The sequence below is a fragment of the Pseudomonas sp. FP2309 genome (assembly GCF_030687575.1).
In the GTDB taxonomy this organism is placed as follows: Bacteria; Pseudomonadota; Gammaproteobacteria; order Pseudomonadales; family Pseudomonadaceae; genus Aquipseudomonas.
Genome location: NZ_CP117439.1, coordinates 4,156,404 through 4,172,620, shown reverse-complemented (window position 1 = coordinate 4,172,620; position 16,217 = coordinate 4,156,404). Strand labels below are relative to the sequence as shown.

13 protein-coding genes are annotated in these 16,217 nt (G+C 61.6%); 7 read left to right on the top strand and 6 right to left on the bottom strand.

Going from position 1 to position 16,217, the window contains the following annotated elements:
• Positions 1 to 176 precede the first annotated feature (176 nt).
• The 4 genes from pabB to PSH59_RS19060 all read right to left on the bottom strand — a co-directional run bounded on the left by pabB (position 177) and on the right by PSH59_RS19060 (position 4,676).
• Complete coding sequence (gene pabB / locus PSH59_RS19075; RefSeq protein WP_305393431.1) at positions 177 to 1,520, bottom strand: aminodeoxychorismate synthase component I; 1,344 nt, start codon at positions 1,518 to 1,520, stop codon at positions 177 to 179.
• Positions 1,521 to 1,618: 98 nt separating this feature from the next.
• Positions 1,619 to 2,605: an alpha-L-glutamate ligase-like protein gene (locus PSH59_RS19070; RefSeq protein ID WP_248078165.1), complete on the bottom strand. Its 987-nt coding sequence runs from the start codon at positions 2,603 to 2,605 to the stop codon at positions 1,619 to 1,621.
• A complete protein-coding gene (locus PSH59_RS19065) occupies positions 2,605 to 4,137 on the bottom strand; it encodes an inactive transglutaminase family protein (protein ID WP_305393430.1) in 1,533 nt (510 codons plus the stop codon). Before PSH59_RS19065 ends, PSH59_RS19070 begins: the two co-directional genes overlap by 1 nt.
• Before the next feature lie 5 nt (positions 4,138 to 4,142).
• On the bottom strand, positions 4,143 to 4,676 hold the full coding sequence (locus PSH59_RS19060; protein ID WP_248078161.1) for an ATP-dependent zinc protease: 534 nt from the start codon (positions 4,674 to 4,676) through the stop codon (positions 4,143 to 4,145).
• 272 nt (positions 4,677 to 4,948) lie between these two features.
• On the opposite strand from PSH59_RS19060, the gene PSH59_RS19055 reads away from it, so the two are divergent.
• The 7 genes from PSH59_RS19055 (at position 4,949) to PSH59_RS19025 (ending at position 14,410) form a co-directional block, all read left to right on the top strand.
• Positions 4,949 to 5,659, top strand: a complete 711-nt coding sequence (locus PSH59_RS19055) for a GntR family transcriptional regulator (RefSeq protein WP_305393429.1) — start codon at positions 4,949 to 4,951, stop codon at positions 5,657 to 5,659.
• Positions 5,656 to 6,549 (top strand): methylisocitrate lyase, encoded by an 894-nt coding sequence (gene prpB / locus PSH59_RS19050; RefSeq protein ID WP_248078159.1) that lies wholly within the window; start codon positions 5,656 to 5,658, stop codon positions 6,547 to 6,549. The genes PSH59_RS19055 and prpB overlap by 4 nt, the downstream gene beginning before the upstream one ends.
• A gap of 42 nt (positions 6,550 to 6,591) precedes the next feature.
• Positions 6,592 to 7,719 (top strand): 2-methylcitrate synthase, encoded by a 1,128-nt coding sequence (gene prpC / locus PSH59_RS19045; RefSeq protein ID WP_305393428.1) that lies wholly within the window; start codon positions 6,592 to 6,594, stop codon positions 7,717 to 7,719.
• A gap of 131 nt (positions 7,720 to 7,850) precedes the next feature.
• Positions 7,851 to 10,445, top strand: coding sequence for a Fe/S-dependent 2-methylisocitrate dehydratase AcnD (gene acnD, locus PSH59_RS19040; protein WP_305393427.1), 2,595 nt, complete (start codon positions 7,851 to 7,853; stop codon positions 10,443 to 10,445).
• A 10-nt stretch (positions 10,446 to 10,455) separates the two neighbouring features.
• Positions 10,456 to 11,646 (top strand): 2-methylaconitate cis-trans isomerase PrpF, encoded by a 1,191-nt coding sequence (gene prpF, locus PSH59_RS19035; protein ID WP_305393426.1) that lies wholly within the window; start codon positions 10,456 to 10,458, stop codon positions 11,644 to 11,646.
• A gap of 152 nt (positions 11,647 to 11,798) precedes the next feature.
• Entirely contained in the window at positions 11,799 to 13,283 is a 1,485-nt protein-coding gene (prpD, locus tag PSH59_RS19030; protein ID WP_305393425.1) for a 2-methylcitrate dehydratase, read from the top strand.
• 209 nt (positions 13,284 to 13,492) lie between these two features.
• Positions 13,493 to 14,410 carry a hypothetical protein gene (locus tag PSH59_RS19025; RefSeq protein WP_305393424.1) on the top strand — a complete coding sequence of 306 codons (918 nt, stop codon included), beginning with the start codon at positions 13,493 to 13,495 and terminating at the stop codon, positions 14,408 to 14,410.
• 61 nt (positions 14,411 to 14,471) lie between these two features.
• On the opposite strand, the gene PSH59_RS19020 is transcribed toward PSH59_RS19025, so the two are convergent.
• Together PSH59_RS19020 and PSH59_RS19015 are read right to left on the bottom strand one after the other, a co-directional pair.
• On the bottom strand, positions 14,472 to 15,203 hold the full coding sequence (locus PSH59_RS19020) for an alanyl-tRNA editing protein (protein WP_305393423.1): 732 nt from the start codon (positions 15,201 to 15,203) through the stop codon (positions 14,472 to 14,474).
• 2 nt (positions 15,204 to 15,205) lie between these two features.
• Entirely contained in the window at positions 15,206 to 16,198 is a 993-nt protein-coding gene (locus PSH59_RS19015; protein ID WP_248078145.1) for a serine O-acetyltransferase, read from the bottom strand.
• Positions 16,199 to 16,217: the final 19 nt, after the last annotated feature.

Genomic DNA, 16,217 nt, shown 5'->3' with positions numbered 1-16,217 from the left:
AATCCCGGAAATAATTGCCGGGGCGTCGGCAGTCGCTTCTTGTGGTCCTTCACAGAGGGCAGTGGACAGTCTGTGCTGGACGCTAACTTTGCGCTTGCCCCTCGTCCACAGCCCTTCTGATTCAGGCTTTTTCCGCTGCTGGGCAAGGCGCCCGAGCACCCGCAGGGCGCCTTGCGTTACAAGCTTTCCAGCGTTTGTAACAATACCCGCACCTTGGTCAGCGACTCCTGATACTCCGCCTCCCACTGCGAGTCCGCCACGATCCCGCCGCCGCCCCAGCAGCACACCTGTCCGTCTTTGACCAGCAAACTGCGGATGACGATGGAGCTGTCCATTTCACCGCGAACGTCCAGGTAAAGCAGTGAGCCGCAGTACAAGCCGCGTCGCGTCGGTTCCAGCTCGTCGATGATCTGCATTGCGCGGATCTTTGGCGCGCCGGTGATGGAGCCGCCGGGGAAGCTGCCGGCGATCAGGTCGAGGGCGTCTTTGCCGTTGGCCAACTCGCCGGTCACGCTGCTGACCAGGTGGTGCACATTGGGGTAGCTTTCCAGGCTGAACAGCTCCGGCACGCTGACCGAGCCGATGCGGCAGGTGCGGCCCAGGTCGTTGCGCAGCAGGTCGACAATCATCAGGTTCTCGGCGCGATCCTTGGCGCTGGCCAGCAGTTCGGCGGCGTGGGCGGCGTCTTCTGCGGGGTTGAGTCCGCGGGGGCGGGTGCCTTTGATCGGGCGGGTTTCCACCTGGCGTTCGCTGATGCGCACGAAGCGCTCTGGCGACAGGCTCACTATCGCGCCGTCATCCGGCAGGCTCTGGAACCCGGAGAACGGCGTCGGGCAGGCTTCGCGCAACGCACAATAGGCGACCCAGGGATCACCGACGCACGGCGCGCGAAAACGCTGCGCGAAGTTGACCTGGTAGCAGTCGCCGGCCTGGATGTAGTCCTGGATCCGCGCGATGGCCTGGCGATAGGCCTCGGCAGTGAGGTCCGGTGCCATGGTGCCCTTCAATTTGAAGGACGCAGTGGTATCAGCCGGCGGTTGGTTGAACACCGCGATCAAGCGTTGCCGCTCGCCGTCAGCCAGGGCCGGGTGGAACACCAGTTGGCTGGTGCGCGCCTGGTGATCGCTGATCAGCGCCCAGGCATACAGACCGAAACGCGCATCCGGCAGATGCAGGTCATCCACCGCCAAGTGGGGCATCTGCTCCAGATGTCGGCCAAAGTCGTAACTCAGGTAGCCGATCAAGCCGCCGGCAAACGGCAGCTCCAGACCTGCGGGCAGGGCCGCTTCACCCAGTTGGGTAAGATTACCCCTTAAGCGCTGCAGGAAATCACCGCCGCTTTCGTCAGGCCCAACCGTCAGGGTCGCTTCAGGCCAGGCGCTGAGAAGATCATAGCGCCCGCGTTCGGCAACCGGACGGCCGCTGTCGAGCAGTACGGCGCCAGGCGCATGGCGAATCGCCGCAAAATACTCGGCGGGGTTGGCCCGGTAGGGCAGCGGGTGTACGGAGCAGGTCGACATGCGGGGCGGATCAGCCAAGGCGCGGGGGAGGGAATTGTAGTCTCCCCCAGGATTTGCTCCTAGGGGGGATGTCGGAGATAGGCAGATTGAAGGCCGCGTCAGCCTTCTACGGGCGGAATATGCCCGAACATTTCCTGCACGAACTTGACCCGCTCTTCCACGGTTTCCTTCACACCGGCGGCTTTCAGCGCTTCCAGGCGAGCCTCTACCGCGTGAGTACGCAGGGTCAGGCCGCAGTCGTTGGCGATCTGGATATTCAGCCCCGGTCGCGCATTCAGTTCCAGGATCAACGGACCTTTTTCCTGGTCCAGCACCATGTCCACACCGATATAGCCGAGCCCGCACAGCTCATAGCAGCCAGCTGCGAGTTTCATGAAACCGTCCCAGTTGGGCAGTTGCACGCCATCCACCGCGTTGGTGGTGTCGGGGTGTTTGGTGATGATGTTGTTCAGCCAGGTGCCGCGCAGGGTCAGGCCGGTGGCCAGGTCTACGCCCACGCCGATCGCGCCCTGGTGCAGGTTGGCCTTGCCGCCGGACTGGCGGGTCGGCAAGCGCAGCATGGCCATCACCGGGTAGCCCATCAGCACGATGATGCGGATATCCGGCACGCCTTCGTAGCTGATGCTCTTGAAGATCTGGTCGGGCACCACGCGGTATTCGATCAGCGCGCGGTCACGGTGGCCGCCCAGTGAATACAGGCCGGTGAGGATGCTGGAGATCTGATGTTCGATCTCCTCGTGGCTGATGATCTTGCCGGACACCGTGCGGTAGCGTCCTTCAAAACGGTCGGCCACCACGAGGATGCCGTCACCGCCGGCGCCCTGGGCTGGCTTGATTACAAAGTCGCTGCGCCCGCCGATGATCTCGTCGAGCTTGTCGATTTCCTTTTCGGTGGAAATCACCCCGTACATTTCCGGCACGTGGATGCCTGCGGCGATCGCCCGTTCCTTGGTGATGATCTTGTCGTCCACGATCGGGTACAGGCTGCGCTTGTTGTACTTGAGCACGTAGTCGGCGTTACGCCGGTTGATGCCCATGATCCCCCGCGCTTCGAGGGCTTTCCAGGTCTTCCAGAAGCCGAACATTACGAGTCAGCCTTGAGGAAGGCCTTGAAACGTACCAGTTCGGTCAGGCGGTAGCCGCGATAACGCCCCATGGCCAGCATGAAGCCCACCAGGATCAGCAGGACCGTCGGGAAGGTGAACACGAAGTAGATCAACTCCGGCACACTCATGATGATGTGCGCCAGGGAGGCGGCGAACAGCGTGCCGATCGCCACTTTCATGGCGTGGCCGCCGCCACGTTCTTCCCAGGTGATGGACAGGCGTTCGATGGTCATGGTCAGGATCACCATCGGGAACAACGCCACCGAGAGGCCGCGTTCGAGCCCCAGCTTGTGGCTGAACAAACTGATGGCCGCGATCAGCACCACGACAAACGTCAGTACCACCGACAGCCTCGGCAGCATCTGCAACTTCAAGTGTTCAAGGTACGACCTGAGGGACAGGCCCAGCGCGGTAATAATGGTAAACAGCACGATCCCGAAGCCCAACTGCGTTTCGCGGAACGCCAGGGCAATCAGCACCGGCGTGAACGTGCCCAGGGTCTGCAAGCCGATCAGGTTGCGCAGGATCAGGATCACCAGCACGCCGATCGGGATCATCACCATGATCATGAAGGTCTGCTGGGTTTGCAGCGGCAGGCCGTAGAGCGAATATTCGAGGAAATTGGCGTCGGTGTTTTCGTCGGTCAGCTTGGCCAGGCGAATCGCGTTCATCTCGCTGTTGTTCAGGCTGAAGGTGACCATGGCTTTCTTGCCGCCATCGACGGTGATCAGGTTTTCATCGCCGGTCCACCACAGCAGGCGGTCGGCGGGCAGGCCTTGTTCGCCGGTCTCCGGGTTGAAGTACAGCCAGTCACTCCCATTGAAGCTGCGCAGCCACAGTTCAGGGGTTTGCGGCTGGTCGGCGACCAGACGGATGGTGTGGACTTTTTCTACCGGCACATGGGCGATGGACAGCAGCAATTCGACGATCTTGGCCTTGTGCGGTGTGGAGGGGTCGCCCGCCAGCAACAGCTTCACATTGTCGTCGTTGAGGTTGTTGGTACGCTTGATGGCTTCGGTGATGAAGGTTTCGACATCGGCCGAATGCTGGCGAATCGGCGCAAGCAGGGCTTCGGCGGCGATTTTTTCCGGGCCTTCGACGGCGATGCTGTCGCGGAAGGTCGGGCCCTTGATCTTGGTTTTTTCGCCGCTGTAGCGCTTGGTCAACACCAGGCGGTAATACAGGGTCTGGTTGCCCTTGGCCCGGCGCGCCGACCAGGTCACTTTGCGGTTGCCGTCGATGCGGTTGACGCTGACCCCATAGTTGTTCGAGATAAAGCTCTCGTTGAGGCTCACGAAGTCGCGGCTCAATGGCGGCACGAACATCTGGATTTTCACCGGGTCTTTCGGGTTGGCGACGAACTCGACCTTGGCGTCGATGTTCCACAAGTCGTCGGTGGCGTCCTCGGTGACGGGGATGCCCAGCACAAAAATCTGATAGGCGGTGACCGAAATACCCAGCACCACCAGGATGGCGATCAGGATTCTCAGGTGCAGGGTTAGAGCGCGCATTCGGTTTACTCGGCGGTATGAGCGTCGGCGGCACAGGCGGGTTTGCCTGCGGCGTATTTAAGACTGGGGTCGACCAGCGCATCAAAGCGTTTCAACGCTTCGGAGCCGATCAGCAGCGGATATTGGAAAGCGCTGCGGTCAGTCAAGTTCACTTCGATGCTGCGTAAAGAGGTGCCCATGCAGATATCCAGGGAAATCACCGGGCGGGCGGTGTAGTTCTTGTCCTCATCGGGGTCGTAGTCACCGGCGCGGCGCTTGATCTTGCTGACGCGGGCCAGTGGGCGTTCGATGGGGTGCGAGTGGGCGGTGTCGATCGCCAGGTAGAAGCGCACCCAGGATTCACCGTTGCGCTTGAAGCGCTTGATATCGCGGGCACTGAGGGAGGCGGTCTTGGCGCCGGTGTCCAGTTTGGCGGCGACTTCCAGGTCGATGCCGGCCAATTGCGCGTATTCATTGAGGCCATACACGGTCTTCTCGGCCGCAACGCCGAGGCTGGGTAGACACAGTAGGCAAAACAGGGGGAAGGGCTTGAGTCTCATAGATCCTGGGGCGGTGCCGTGCGATGTTCAATTCAAGGCGACTGGCATTGCTGCGCAAACTCCCTCGTGCGCCGTTTCATCCAGTGATGTCAGGCAAAAGCGGCGGGCATTCTAACATGATGCTTTTCCGGCGCCAGCGCTGGCAGGCGGCCATGCCCCTACAGAGTGCAGGCAGGGTTATTAGACGATTGTCGACAATGTTGATTTATTCTTTGACTAATCAGGCTTGATTGGCTAGTTTTTGCCACATTGATTTTCAAGGTGTCGACAATATGCTGGATCAGCTGCAAACCCCGGTGGTTGCGCAAGACGACTCCCAGACCATGTCCGAGAACGTCTTCCGCCGTATCCAGGCCGCCATCGTCAAGGGCGAGATCGCCCCCGGCAGCAAGATCTCCGAGCCGGAACTGGCGCGCACCTATGGCATCAGCCGCGGCCCGCTGCGCGAGGCGATCCACCGCCTGGAAGGCCAGCGCCTGCTGGTACGCGTCCCCCACGTGGGCGCTCGCGTCGTCTCGTTGAGCCATGCCGAGCTGGTCGAGCTGTACGAAATCCGCGAATCCCTGGAAGGCATGGCGTGCCGCCTGGCCGCCGAGCGCATGACCGACGCCGAAATCGAAGAACTGCGCCAGGTGCTGCACACCCATGAGCGGGATGCGGCGTTCCAGGCCGGTGTCGGTTACTACCAGCAGGAAGGCGACTTCGATTTTCATTACCGGGTAATTCAAGGTGCGGGCAACCGCACCCTGACTCAAATGCTGTGCGGTGAGCTCTATCAGTTGGTGCGCATGTACCGCATCCAGTTCTCCGCCACCCCCAATCGTCCACGCCAGGCCTTTGCCGAGCATCACCGCATTCTTGACGCGATTGCCGATCGCGACGGTGAACTGGCCGAATTGTTGATGCGCCGGCACATCGGTGCGTCCAAGCGCAACATTGCCCGTCACTTCCCGGACGGTGCTCCTGATAGAGGTGAGTCATGAGTTCGAACACTACACGCACACCCGGCCAGCGTTTCCGTGACGCCGTCGCCAGTGAACAGCCCTTGCAAGTGGTCGGCACCATTAATGCCAACCACGCACTGCTGGCCAAGCGCGCCGGTTTCAAGGCGATCTATCTGTCAGGCGGCGGCGTGGCTGCCGGCTCCCTGGGCGTGCCGGACCTGGGCATCACCGGCCTGGATGACGTGCTCACCGACGTACGCCGCATCACCGATGTGTGCGACCTGCCGCTGCTGGTAGACGTCGACACCGGCTTTGGCTCCTCGGCGTTCAACGTGGCGCGCACCGTCAAGTCGATGATCAAGTTCGGCGCCGCGGCTATTCATATCGAAGACCAGGTGGGCGCCAAGCGTTGCGGTCATCGCCCGAACAAAGAAATCGTGTCCCAGCAGGAAATGGTCGACCGCATCAAGGCTGCGGTGGATGCGCGCACCGATGACAGCTTTGTGATCATGGCTCGTACCGATGCCCTGGCCGTTGAAGGCCTGGAGTCTGCCCTGGAACGCGCCGCCGCCTGCATCGAAGCTGGCGCTGACATGGTGTTCCCGGAAGCCATCACCGAACTTGAGATGTACAAGCTGTTCGCCGCCCGGGTGAAAGCGCCGATTCTGGCCAATATCACCGAGTTCGGTGCAACCCCCCTGTACACCACCGAACAGTTGAAATCTGCCGATGTTTCCCTGGTGCTGTACCCGCTCTCGGCTTTCCGCGCCATGAACAAGGCCGCCGAGAACGTCTACACCGCGATCCGTCGTGACGGTACCCAACAGAACGTGATCGATACCATGCAAACCCGCATGGAGCTCTACGATCGCATCGACTACCACACCTTCGAGCAGAAGCTCGACGCGCTGTTCGCCGCGAAAAAGTAACGAACGCGCCTCCCTGAATAACTACAAAATTGGAGAACGAACATGGCTGAAGCAAAAGTACTGAGTGGCGCCGGCCTGCGTGGCCAGGTCGCCGGGCAAACCGCACTGTCCACCGTGGGCCAGGCCGGTGCCGGCCTCACCTATCGCGGCTACGACGTGCGCGAACTGGCCGCCGATGCACAGTTCGAAGAAGTCGCCTACCTGCTGCTGTACGGCGAACTGCCGAGTAAAGCCGAACTGGCCGCCTACAGCGCCAAACTGAGCACACTGCGCGACCTGCCCCAGGCCCTTAAAGAAGTGCTCGAACGCATCCCGGCCGACGCCCATCCGATGGACGTGATGCGCACCGGTTGCTCGTTCCTGGGCAATATCGAACCCGAGAAAGACTTCAGCGTGCAGCGCGATGTCACCGACCGCCTGCTCGCCGCCTTCCCGGCGATCATGTGCTACTGGTATCGCTTCAGCCACGACGGCAAACGCATCGACTGCGTGACCGACGAGCCGAGCATCGGCGGCCACTTCCTGCATCTGCTGCACGGCAAGCAGCCGAGCGAACTGCATGAAAAGGTCATGAACGTCTCGCTGATTCTCTACGCAGAGCACGAATTCAACGCGTCGACCTTCACCGCCCGTGTGTGTGCCTCGACCTTGTCCGATCTGTACTCCTGCGTCACCGCCGCCATCGGCTCCCTGCGCGGCCCGTTGCACGGCGGCGCCAACGAAGCGGCGATGGAGATGATCGAGCGTTTTTCTTCGGCGCAAGACGCCGTCGAAGGCACCCTCGGCATGCTGGCGCGCAAAGACAAGATCATGGGCTTTGGCCATGCGATCTACAAAGACAACGACCCGCGCAATGAAGTGATCAAGGGCTGGTCGAAAAAACTCGCCGACGAGGTGGGCGATACCGTGTTGTTCCCGGTCTCCGAAGCCATCGACAAGACCATGTGGGAGCAGAAGAAGCTCTTCCCTAACGCCGACTTCTACCATGCCTCGGCGTACCACTTCATGGGCATCCCGACCAAGCTGTTCACGCCGATTTTCGTGTGCTCACGCCTGACCGGCTGGGCCGCGCACGTGTTCGAACAACGGGCCAACAACCGCATCATCCGTCCGAGCGCCGAGTACATCGGCGTCGAGCAGCGCAAGTTCGTGCCAATCGAACGTCGCTGAATGAGGAGACCGGCGCTCCCGGGATTGGAATGAGCGCAATCTGCGGGAGGGGGCAAGCCCCTTCCACATTTGCATCGTATTCCAACCCTGGACCCGGCTTCGTTTGCAATCACCGTGACCGAGTCCTGACGATGAACACTGAATTTCGCAAACCGCTGCCCGGCAGCCGCCTGGATTACTTCGACGCCCGCGCGGCAGTCGAAGCTATCACGCCCGGTGCCTACGCCACGCTGCCCTATACCTCTCGCGTGCTCGCCGAAAACCTGGTGCGCCGTTGCGATCCGGCCACCCTCAACGCGTCGCTGAGCCAACTGATCGAGCGCAAACGCGACCTCGACTTCCCTTGGTTCCCCGCGCGCGTGGTGTGCCACGACATTCTCGGCCAGACCGCCCTGGTCGACCTCGCCGGCCTGCGCGATGCCATTGCCCTGCAAGGTGGGGACCCGGCGCAGGTCAACCCGGTGGTGCCCACCCAGTTGATCGTCGACCACTCCCTGGCCGTCGAAGCCGGTGGCTTTGACCCTGATGCGTTCGAGAAGAACCGCGCCATCGAGGACCGCCGCAACGAAGACCGTTTCCACTTTATCGAGTGGACCAAAAAGGCCTTCAAGAACGTCGATGTGATCCCTCCGGGCAACGGCATCATGCACCAGATCAACCTGGAGAAAATGTCTCCGGTGATCCAGGTGCGTGACGGCGTGGCCTTCCCCGATACCTGCGTCGGCACCGACAGCCACACCCCGCATGTGGATGCGCTGGGCGTGATCGCCATCGGTGTCGGCGGCCTTGAAGCCGAGAGCGTCATGCTCGGCCGCGCCTCGTGGATGCGCTTGCCGGAAAGCGTCGGCGTGGAGCTGACGGGCAAACTGCAACCGGGCATTACCGCCACCGACATGGTGCTGGCGCTGACCGAGTTCCTGCGTAAACAGAAAGTCGTGGGCGCGTGGCTGGAGTTTTTTGGCGAAGGCGCGTCGGCACTCACCTTGGGCGACCGCGCCACCATCTCGAACATGGCCCCGGAATACGGCGCCACGGCGGCCATGTTTTACATCGATCAGCAGACCATCGCGTACCTGAAACTCACCGGTCGTGAAGATGAACAGGTCGCCCTGGTCGAGCAATACGCCCGTCACACCGGGCTGTGGGCCGACGACCTCAAGGGCGCGCAATACGAGCGTGGCCTGACGTTCGACCTGTCCAGCGTCGTGCGCAACATGGCAGGCCCGAGCAACCCGCACGCCCGCGTCGCCACCCGCGACCTGGCCGCCAGCGGCATCAGCGGCCAATGGGATGACGTGCCGGGGCAAATGCCTGACGGTGCGGTGATCATCGCCGCCATCACCAGTTGCACCAATACCAGCAACCCGCGCAACGTGATTGCCGCCGGCCTGCTGGCGCGCAATGCCAACAAACTGGGGCTGACGCGCAAACCGTGGGTCAAATCGTCCCTGGCGCCCGGTTCGAAAACCGTGGCCATGTACCTGGAAGAAGCCGGCCTTGGCCATGAGCTGGAGAAGCTCGGCTTTGGCGTGGTGGCGTTTGCCTGCACCACGTGCAATGGCATGTCCGGCGCACTCGACCCGGCGATCCAGCAAGAGATCATCGACCGCGACCTGTACGCCACCGCCGTGCTCTCGGGCAACCGTAACTTCGACGGGCGGATTCACCCCTACGCCAAGCAAGCGTTCCTGGCCTCGCCGCCGTTGGTCGTGGCCTACGCGATCGCCGGCACCATCCGTTTCGACATCGAAAAGGACGTGCTCGGCGTCGACGCCAACGGCAACGACATCCGTCTGCAGGACATCTGGCCGAGCGACGAAGAGATCGACGCCGTGGTGAAGGCTTCGGTCAAGCCGGAGCAGTTCCGCAAGGTCTACATCCCGATGTTCGCGATCCACGAAGACACCGGCCCCAAGGTCACGCCGCTGTATGACTGGCGCCCGCAAAGCACCTATATCCGCCGCCCGCCGTACTGGGAAGGGGCACTGGCCGGTGCGCGTCCGCTCAAGGGCATGCGTCCGCTGGCGGTGCTGCCGGACAACATCACCACCGACCACCTGTCGCCGTCCAACGCGATCATGCTCGACAGCGCCGCCGGCGAATACCTGGCAAAAATGGGCCTGCCGGAAGTCGACTTCAACTCGTATGCAACCCACCGTGGCGACCACCTGACCGCCCAGCGCGCGACGTTTGCCAATCCGAAACTGTTCAACGAAATGGTGGTGGAAAACGGCAAGGTCAAACAGGGCTCCCTGGCGCGCATTGAGCCCGAAGGCCGGGTCACGCGCATGTGGGAAGCCATCGAAACCTACATGGAACGCAAACAGCCGTTGATCATCATCGCCGGCGCCGACTACGGCCAGGGCTCGTCCCGCGACTGGGCGGCCAAGGGCGTGCGTCTGGCCGGTGTGGAAGCGATTGCCGCCGAAGGCTTCGAGCGCATCCACCGCACCAACCTGGTGGGCATGGGCGTGTTGCCGCTGGAGTTTTTGCCGGGCACCGACCGTCACACCCTGCACATCGACGGCAGTGAAACCTATGACGTGGTCGGTGAACGTACGCCGCGCGCGCAGTTGACCCTGGTGATCAACCGCAAGAATGGCGAACGTGTCGAAGTGCCGGTGACCTGCCGTCTGGACACCGCCGAAGAAGTGTCGATCTACGAGGCGGGCGGCGTGTTGCAGCGCTTTGCCCAGGACTTCCTGGAATCGGCGGCGACCGCCTGAGAGGATGCATATGGCACACGTAGCGCAAATCAAGATCCCCGCCACCTATATGCGTGGCGGCACCAGCAAGGGTGTATTTTTCCGCCTTCAGGACCTGCCCGCATCGGCGCAGGTCCCGGGCGCCGCGCGCGACGCCTTGCTGCTGCGGGTGATCGGCAGCCCCGACCCGTACGACAAGCAAATTGACGGCATGGGCGGCGCGACATCCAGCACCAGCAAGACGGTGATCCTGGCCACGAGCACCCGCGCGGATCACGACGTGGACTACCTGTTCGGCCAGGTCGCCATCGACAAACCCTTCGTCGACTGGAGCGGCAATTGCGGCAACCTGTCGGCGGCGGTGGGTTCGTTCGCCATCAGTGCCGGCCTGGTCGACCCCGCCCGCGTGCCCCATAACGGCGTAGCCGTGGTGCGCATCTGGCAGGCCAATATCGGCAAGACCATCATCGCCCACGTGCCGATCACCGACGGCGCGGTGCAGGAAACCGGTGACTTCGAACTCGACGGCGTGACCTTCCCGGCCGCCGAAGTGCAACTGGAGTTCATGGACCCGGCGGCGGAAGAAGAGGGCGGTGGAGGCTCGATGTTCCCCACCGGCAACCTGATCGACGAGCTGGAAGTGCCCGGCGTCGGCACCTTCAAGGCCACGCTGATCAATGCCGGGATCCCGACGATTTTTATCAACGCCGAAGACCTCGGTTACACCGGTACCGAATTGCAAGGCGCCGTCAACAGCGACCCCAAGGCGCTGGCTATGTTCGAGACCGTGCGGGCCTATGGCGCGCTGCGTATGGGCCTGATCAAACACCTGGACGAAGCGGCCCAGCGCCAGCACACACCGAAGGTGGCCTTTGTCGCCAAGCCTGCCGACTACGTCGCGTCCAGCGGCAAGGCCATCAAGGCTGGCGATGTGGATTTGCTGGTGCGGGCGTTGTCCATGGGTAAGTTGCACCACGCGATGATGGGCACGGCTGCGGTGGCGATTGGTACGGCGGCGGCGATTTCCGGCACCTTGGTCAACCTGGCCGCTGGGGGCGTGGCGCGTAATGCCGTGCGCTTCGGGCATCCGTCGGGCACTTTGCGTGTGGGCGCTGAAGCGACCCAAGTCAACGGGGAATGGGTGGTCAAGAAGGCCATCATGAGCCGCAGTGCGCGGGTGTTGATGGAAGGGTTTGTGCGCGTGCCTGGCGATGCGTTCTAACCCCTGAAATGACGATAAATGTGGTGAGCAAGACAAGCCCGCTCACCACGACAAGCCCGCGACACAACACTATAAGAGTCGGTATCCGGCCGGCCACGCCACAACAACCCTGACCCTGAGGATGGAACCACCCCTAACTTTGGAGTACTGCCATGAGCGCCAACGTCGACCAGAACAATCGCCCCGATTATGACCAGGTCCTGCAGGACATTGCCGATTACGTCCTGACGTACCGGATCGACTCACCGGCGGCATTGGACACCGCGCGCCACTGCCTGATGGACACACTCGGCTGCGGGCTGCTGGCCCTGCGTTTCCCCGAGTGCACCAAGCACCTGGGGCCGATGGTCGAAGGCACGGTGGTACCGTTTGGCGCGCGGGTGCCTGGCACTTCGTTCCGGCTGGACCCGGTCAAGGCCGCCTGGGATATCGGCTGCCTCGTGCGCTGGCTCGACTACAACGACACCTGGCTCGCCGCTGAGTGGGGCCATCCCTCGGACAACCTCGGCGGCATCCTCGCCGTGGCCGATCACCTGTCGCAAAAGCGCGTGGCCAATGGCGAGGCACCGCTGAGCGTGCGGGCGGTGCTGGAAGCCATGATCATGGCTCACGAAATTCAGGGCGTGATTGCGCTGGAGAATGCCTTCAATCGTGTCGGCCTCGACCATGTACTGCTGGTGAAAGTCGCCTCCACCGCCGTCACAGCCAAGCTGATGGGCGCCAACCGTGAACAGCTGCTCGCGGCCTTGTCCCACGCGTTTGTCGATGGGCAAGCGCTGCGTACCTACCGACATGCGCCGAACGCCGGGTCGCGCAAGTCCTGGGCCGCGGGGGATGCGTCGAGTCGCGGTGTGCGCCTGGCGGATATCGCGTTGCGTGGCGAAATGGGTATCCCCGGTGTGCTGAGCGCACCGCAGTGGGGCTTCTACGATGTGCTGTTCAGCCACACCAACAAGGATTTGGCCCTCAAACCCGAAGACCAGCGCAGATTCAGTCTGTCCCAACCCTATGGCACGTACGTGATGGAAAACGTGCTGTTCAAGATTAGCTTCCCCGCCGAATTCCATGCGCAAACGGCCTGCGAAGCGGCGGTGATCCTGCACCCTCAGGTCAAGCAGCGCCTGCATGAGATCGAGCGCATTGTGATCACCACCCACGAGTCGGCGATTCGCATCATCTCCAAGATCGGCCAACTGGCCAACGCCGCTGACCGCGACCACTGCCTGCAATACATGACGGCCGTGCCGCTGGCGCTCGGCGCGCTGGTGGCCGAGCACTACGAGGATCAATTCCATGCCGCGCACCCGATCATCGATGTGCTGCGCGACAAAATGATCATCGTCGAAGACCCGCGTTACAGTCGTGAATACCTGGAAGCCGACAAACGCTCCATCGCCAACGCGGTGCAGGTGTTCTTCACCGATGGCTCGAGCACCGAACAGGTGGCCGTGGAATACCCAATTGGCCATCGCCGCCGCCGGGAGGAGGGTGTTCCGCTGCTGGAGGCCAAATTCAAGGCGAACCTGGCCACTCGCTTTACTGCCCAGCGCAGCGCCGAGATTTTTGCGCTGTGCAAGGATCAGTCGAAGCTCGAGGCGACCGCCGTGCACCGCTTTATGGACTTATTCGTGATCTGACGCGCTACACAACCTGTGGATGAACGGGCGTACTCCGGGTTGCTGAGGTCGATTTTTTCGTCGTTCACGGTACCCCGGCTCACGCCTGCCAGGTCCCTGGAACCCATTTCAGAGTAAGGCCACTCAGGTAGCCAGATAACCGGTTGACGCCGGTTCTTCTGGTTGTTCGCGTATTGCGAACGTGATGTTTGAATTTGAGAGCGTGCTCTATGACTTCCGTAAATACTCATCCACAAAACCCTTACGCGGCAGGCTACGTACAGCCCCAAAGCCCAGAACCCGTCCGTCAAGAAAGCAGCGCCGAGGCCTCCGGACATCCCGTCCCACATGCCAATGTTGCGCCGCCCCGCCCGCCGGTAACGCCCGAGCAGCGCGGTCAGTTTTCGAGCCACAACGCTATCGTTAACCCGCGGCAACCTCAGGGCACCGACACCGCGGGCGAGCTGGCTGAGTTGACGCAAAAAAATCAGACGCTTGCCGCTAAATACAAAGCCTTGGGCGAAAGGTTTTCACAGAAGATCACTGAGCTAAGTACGAAGATAGAAACTCTGATTCAGCAACTCAGTACTCCAGGCGAACAGACTGAAGAAAAGCCCGCAGCGCCGGAGCCTGAACCTCAAAGCCGTAACGCCGGTGGGCAGACTGCGCCGCCTGAAACACCGCCAACCCCCGAGGTACAAGGCAATGAGGGGACTGAGCACGTTGAGCCTCAGGGTTTCAAAACCGTGTCTGAGCAAATCACCCGGCTTCAATATGCGTTCAATCAGTTGCTTGAGAACTTCAATGCTGCAATGAAAATACTGACCGAGAAACTTGATACGTTGACTCAACTGCTCAGCAAGGGCGCCCCCCAAAGCCAGGTCACACCAGAGCAGCCGGGTATCACCGAAACCGTCACCTCAAACGACGTGAGCCCTGAAACGACGGCCCCAGCGAAAGACGAGAAGTCGGCCCCGGCCAGTAATCCAGTAGCGCCCGCCCCCGGCACTGTTGAATACCTCAAGCAGGAAAACCAAAAACTTGAGAGTCACATTGATCAAATGACTGCTTATTTTGAGCAAACGATGGCAGCGCTTGAGCAGCAATTCGAAACCTTGACCAGGCAAGCCAACGAGAGAAAGAAGTAGGGCTGTACCGATTCAAACAGTGTGGTGGGCAGCCGCCACACTGGCGCGCTTCAGCATCAAGTTATCCCTCAAACCGCAGGATTACACGGCGGTTGTGCTTGCTCTTCTTCTCGATTTTCTCGCAGAACACCCGGCCGATTTCTTCGGTATTGAGCACATGGGTGCCGCCGCATGGCTGGATATCGATCCCGGCAATTTCAATCACCCTTACCGAGCCCTGGATCACCGGCGGTGCAACCGCCTGGGTGCGGGTGATCTGCAGCAGGGTGGCGTATTCCGAGGCAGGCATCGACAGGGTATTGACCTGATGGGCCTGCTCGATCAGCGCGTTGAGGTCGTGGGTGATCGTTTCTTTATCGAGGGTCATTTCCGGCAGGTCGAAATCCAGGCGACCTTTGTCTGCACTGATGCTGCAACCGGTCACCGGCGCGTCGATGATTGAGCACAGCAGGTGCAGGCAGGTATGCATTTTCATGTGCTGGTAGCGACGTTCCCAGTTCAGGCCTGCGTCTACCTGCACGCCGCTGGTCAATTGCTCCGGGCAATGTTCCACCTGGTGCCAGATGATCGAACGCAGCACCGGGTCGCGCACGGTGCCGGTCACTTCCACCCGCGTGCCATCAGGCAAGGTCAAGTGGCCAGTGTCCCCTGGCTGCCCGCCGCCGGTGGGGTAGAACAGCGTGTGCTCCAGAGCAATGCCGTGTTCGCTGATGGCAATCACCCGGGCGCTGAACGCGTTCTGGTAGGGCGCGCTGTCGAACAGCGCCAGGGTTTCCATGGTGTGCACGGACATATTCAACCTCCGACGATCAGTGGGCTGGCTTGCAGCAGGTGACGCACCATTGCACTCAAGCCAGGTGGCGAGAGCAGAGTGATTTCAAATTCGGGGCCGCAGACTTTCAGGTTCAGCGGCAGGCGCGGCAGGTGGTTGGCTGACTCAACACGATGAAGGCGAAACTGCAGGTGGTGACGCTCTTTCACCGTCGGTTCGAGCATCACCCCCGGCAAAGGGTGAAAGTCGGCATCGAGCACCGTGACCTTGTGACTGGCATTGATCTCGCCGACCACATGCAGGCGCTCATCCAGAGCAAAGGCACCGAGGTAGTTGCTGTGGTCGGACTCGTCGTTTTTTTGCAGTTGGATCTGGTTGACCACCTTGACCTTGGTCCCCGCGGGCACGTCCTGGGTAATCACGCACGAAGGGCTGATAAAAACGTTATCGCCGATCTGCACATAGCCCAGCACCCGGGCACCGGAGCCGACTTCGACGTTATTGCCCAAGCGCGGGTGGCGCTTGCCGTCCGGGTTGTTGGCAATGCCACGGGCGCCCAGGGTCACGCCGCAAAGGATGTAGCAGTCGTTGCCGATCTCACAGGTTTCACCGATCACCGTGCCGTAACCGTGGTCCAGCACAAAGCGCCGGCCGATTCGCGCCGCGGGGTGAATTTCTGCACCGGACAGCACCTTGCCTTGGTTGCTGAGCTTGAGGGCAATGCGCGAGAACATGGCGTTGGTCTGTTCGGGAAAATTCCACACCAGGTGCGCGAGCCGGTAATACAACACCGCCTTGAACGAGGCGTAGGATTCCAGGATCAGCTCGCCGCGCCCTCGGGACGCCGGGTCGCGGTAGGCATAGGCAATCAGGTCCTCGGCCACTGCCTGCGCCGCGTTCTGGATCAACGGTGCCAGGTGCGGTTCCAGTTGCTTCATCTGCGCGGGCGTGAGTGTCTTGATGAGATGGGTGAGCAACTCATCGTGCAGCTGTTGCATGTCGATAAAGCCGCCCATTGAGGCACCCCCGCATTCT